This is a genomic window from Daejeonella sp. (assembly GCF_030695525.1).
Taxonomy (GTDB): domain Bacteria; phylum Bacteroidota; class Bacteroidia; order Sphingobacteriales; family Sphingobacteriaceae; genus Daejeonella.
In genome coordinates this window covers 1-3,989 of the sequence record NZ_JAUYSS010000028.1, presented here as the reverse complement: position 1 = coordinate 3,989, position 3,989 = coordinate 1, and the positions used below count along the sequence as shown (strand labels likewise).

At 41.0% G+C, this 3,989-nt stretch carries 4 protein-coding genes; 3 read left to right on the top strand and 1 reads right to left on the bottom strand.

Features of this window, described 5'->3' with window-relative positions; genetic code table 11:
* From Q8S11_RS06460 to Q8S11_RS06450, 3 genes are all read left to right on the top strand, one after another.
* Positions 1-387: hypothetical protein (locus Q8S11_RS06460; protein ID WP_305661264.1), on the top strand; the 387-nt coding region annotated here is incomplete at its 5' end.
* Between the two features lie 187 nt (positions 388-574).
* On the top strand, positions 575-2,161 hold the full coding sequence (locus Q8S11_RS06455; RefSeq protein ID WP_305661263.1) for a serine hydrolase: 1,587 nt from the start codon (positions 575-577) through the stop codon (positions 2,159-2,161).
* Between the two features lie 81 nt (positions 2,162-2,242).
* Positions 2,243-3,424, top strand: a complete 1,182-nt coding sequence (locus Q8S11_RS06450; RefSeq protein WP_305661262.1) for a cystathionine gamma-synthase family protein — start codon at positions 2,243-2,245, stop codon at positions 3,422-3,424.
* Between the two features lie 84 nt (positions 3,425-3,508).
* Here the strand turns inward: Q8S11_RS06450 and Q8S11_RS06445 are convergent.
* A partial coding sequence (locus Q8S11_RS06445; RefSeq protein WP_305661261.1) for a DUF6629 family protein occupies positions 3,509-3,989 on the bottom strand: 481 nt, incomplete at its 5' end.

The following is a 3,989-nucleotide window of genomic DNA, read 5'->3' as shown; positions in this document are numbered from 1 at the left end:
GATGTTTTTAAAGGTGTTCATGCTTTTGCCGCTGAAGGGCGGCTCAGGTTTGAAGGCCAATCCCGATGGCAATCGGGACTTCAATCCCTAGGTGCCTTGGCCATCCCGCAAGTGCGGGACTGCTTTTGGGGGATATCTGATTATGAAAGCATTCCGGAATTTGGCAGGAAAGGCGCACTTTTTCCTTGCAGTGACAGTCATAAACCGCTGTACTTAAGCAATCCGGAGAAGTGGTGCAGATTCATTCATAACTTAGACTGCCAAAAACACGGCTTGGATTGCACCGATGGGAAAAAGTGTGGATTTACAATGCCGAAGGCATGGCTTTGCCACAAATACCGGGAAGCCGCGGCTCTTTTGCTTAATTCCCAGCTGCAGGGGAATTAAGTTCCCTTCCGCCGCAAAGGCGGACTAATTTCAATAATTATCTCCAAATTTTATTTTTACCTGACACTAGTGAATTGAGTCTGTATTTCTGTATGCAGATTGCTTTTTTGGGAGGTATAATATATATGGAGAATTAGAAAATTATCACAATCTTCAAGCTCATTTTAACAAGCAAATAATTCCGGACATGGCGAGCAATAAAACTTCCAACTTGTTTTTAATTCTCTTATTATTTCTTTCTTTCTCCGTAAAGGCGAAAGCTCAGCAGGCTTTACCACCGGGTCTTGATCAATACATTGAAACGGTATTAAAAACTTTTGAAGTTCCGGGCATTAGTGTGTCAATTGTAAAGGATGGTAAAGTATTGCTTTCAAAAGGTTATGGTCTTAAAAAGTTGGGTGGGAATGCCCGGGTAGATGCAAATACGCTTTTTTCAATTGCTTCAAATTCTAAAGCGTTTACAGCAACTGCATTGGCGATGCTTGTTGAAGAAGGTAAACTAAAATGGGATGATCGGGTAATTAATCATTTACCATGGTTTAAAATGGCCGATTCTTATGTTAGCACCAACCTTACTGTAAGAGATCTTTTGGTACATCATAGCGGACTTCTAGCCTACTCAGGAGACCTTATGTTATTTCCTCCCTCTACTTATTCGAGAAGGGAGATCTTGGGAAAACTTCAGAAACTGCCCCTAGTTCATGATTTCAGAAGTACCTATGCTTATGATAATATCTTATATCTGGCTGCAGGAGAAGTGATTAAGGCGTTAAGCGGCAGAGAATGGGAGGATTTTGTTAAAGAACGGATTTTTGATAAGGTGGGTATGCCGGGGAGTGCTTCCAGACATTCAGAATTCGGGAGCAGGCCAAATATTTCTGCCGCCCATGATAGGATAGCTGGCAAAGTTGGATTGGTTGAGGATTATATGGAGCAGAATATTGGCGATGCCAGTAATCCGGCAGGTGGGATTCTTTCGAATGCAAATGATATGTCAAACTGGATGATCACTCAGCTTGATTCGGGCAGAACACCTTCCCGGGGAGAATTATTTAAGCCTGCCAGTACCATGCAATTATGGAAAGTGATCAGGCCTATACCTGTCAGCAAAGTATCAGAAGGGCTGAAACCTGCGCAAATGGATTTTTTCGGATATGCTTTGGGTTTCAGGGCTTATAATTATCAGAAATACAAAGTTGTTGGGCATGGCGGTAAACTGGGTGGTTTTGTTTCGCAGGTTGCTATGGTTCCCGACCTCAAGCTTGGGATAACCGTATTAACCAATCAGGAGTCAACCGCGGCTTACTGGTCAATTATTTATCATGTGTTGGACTATTATGAGAACAATCCAAAATTTGACTGGCTGAAGGCTTTTAGTGATGAACAGGTTTCATCTGCAGCAAGACTGACAGAATCCCAAAATAAAAATCTGATTAAGGCTGATCCGGCAGGAAAATACGATCTTTTAATTGAAAAACTTGCCGGTAATTACAAAGATGAGGTTTATGGGGATGTTTTGTTGATTCCTTCAGGAGATGGTTTGCTGATGGAATTTAAGCAATTACCACATCTTAATGCATCGCTTAAGTATTTCCAGTACAATAGTTTTATAGCGACTTTGAAAAATAAGAGCTTAAAGGCCGATTCTTACGTTACATTTGCATTTAATGCTGATGGATCTGTCGATCAGGTAAAGCTAAAGATCATTGATCCGGATTCAGATCTCACTTTTCATGATGTTCTGCTCATGCCTTCAGGTAATTTACAGCCGTAATCATTTTGTTGATTTAAATTACAGATCATGCCATATTTGGAATTTACCGAATGGGAGTGATGAAATACCAGAATAAAAACTATGGAAAATAGAAAATTCAGTAAAGCTACTGATGCCGTTTGGGCCGGGGAAGATAATCCTTATTTCAAAGAGGCTGTTACAACACCAATTGTAAATAGTGTTGCTTTTGCCTACAAGGATCTTGACGAATGGTACGATGTCTCCACCGGGAAATCAGATGGTTTTATTTATAGCCGCAATACAAATCCTACAGTCGCATCTCTTGAAGAGAAAATCAGAGTATTGGAAGGTGCCGAAGCAGCCACGGCCTTTGCAACAGGGATGGCTGCGATCAGTAATACCCTGTTTGCTTTTTTAAAACCGGGTAAACGAGTAGTTTCTGTTAAGGATACCTATGGAGGCACAAGCAAACTATTTCTTGATTTCTTCCCGGCATATCAAGTGGAAGTTAAACTTTGTGAAACAGGGAACCATGAGGAACTGGAACATGAAATTGCCAAAGGATGTGATCTGGTTTATCTGGAAACTCCAACCAATCCTACTTTGAAAATCATCGATATCAGACGTATTGCCCTCGCTGCAAAAAAGGTTGGAGCTGTTGTGGTTGTGGATAATACTTTTGCAACACCAATAAATCAGAATCCACTGGATTTGGGGGCAGATTTAGTATTGCATAGTGCTACAAAATACCTATGTGGCCACTCTGATGCAATGGGTGGTGTATTGGCAGGAAGCAGGGAGCTGGTACAGAAGGTATTTCATTTCAGGGAGATCAATGGAGCCAGTTTGCAGGCCGACCCGGCCTATATGATCGCCAGAGGAATGAAAACACTCGAATTGAGGATCTCCAGACAGAATGAATCGGCAATGAAAATCGCAAACTACCTGAATTCACATTCAAAAGTTAGTCAGGTATTTTATCCGGGATTAGAATCACATATAGGCCATACCATTGCTAAATCTCAGATGAGAGGTTTCGGTGGCATGTTAAGTTTTGCATTGGATGGAGGTTATGATCTGGTAGAAAAATTTCTGCCATCACTTAAGCTTGTGCATCTAGCTGCAAGTCTTGGCTCGGTGAGTACTCTGGCTGGTCCGCCACGCACCACAAGCCATGTAGAATTAACTGAAGAGCAGCGTGCCATATTGGGTATTCCTGAAAGTTTGATTCGTTACTCTGTGGGCATTGAATCTGTTGATGACCTGCTTTTTGATATTGAACAGGCATTGAAGAAATTATAGATTGAATATCAGATCATAATTTCTAAACAAAGCCTGGAAGCCTATTGGATTTTCAGGCTTTGTTATATTGTTAAAATCTTTAGATCAAACAGGGGCAATCTCTGAAATTAAAACCTTTTCTTTTTTAACCTGTAGAATAACCGCAAGAATTACAAAACTGATTAGTGCAGCGAAATAACACCATACTGAGATTACATTTTGAGCATAAAGTACACGGGTGAACAGATAGGAACAAAGTACAATTACTCCCACCATTCTTAGCCTCTTGTTACTGGAGAAAAAAGGTGAAATACCGGTCGCGATAATGTACAGTGCACCCCCAAACCAACGGTTTGCCGGCGGGAAATCCAGATCATACCGTATATGTGAATGTAATATCTCTGAACTAACAGAATACATCAGCATACCGTAGCTCAAAAAAAGTGCCTGAACTGAACCTATGATAGTCAAAAAAAGGAGAATTTTTTTGCGTTTCTGTTCTTTCTCAAGGAGCATGATCGAAAACGGAATAAAGAAGGGCCAGACAACCTGGGCAAAAATAAGGAAACCATAAGTAGCTGATTTA

Coding starts and splice junctions, on each gene's coding strand:
- Q8S11_RS06455 (WP_305661263.1), top strand. CDS start 575: ATGGCGAGCAATAAAACTTCCAACTTGTTTTTAATTCTCTTATTATTT.
- Q8S11_RS06450 (WP_305661262.1), top strand. CDS start 2,243: ATGGAAAATAGAAAATTCAGTAAAGCTACTGATGCCGTTTGGGCCGGG.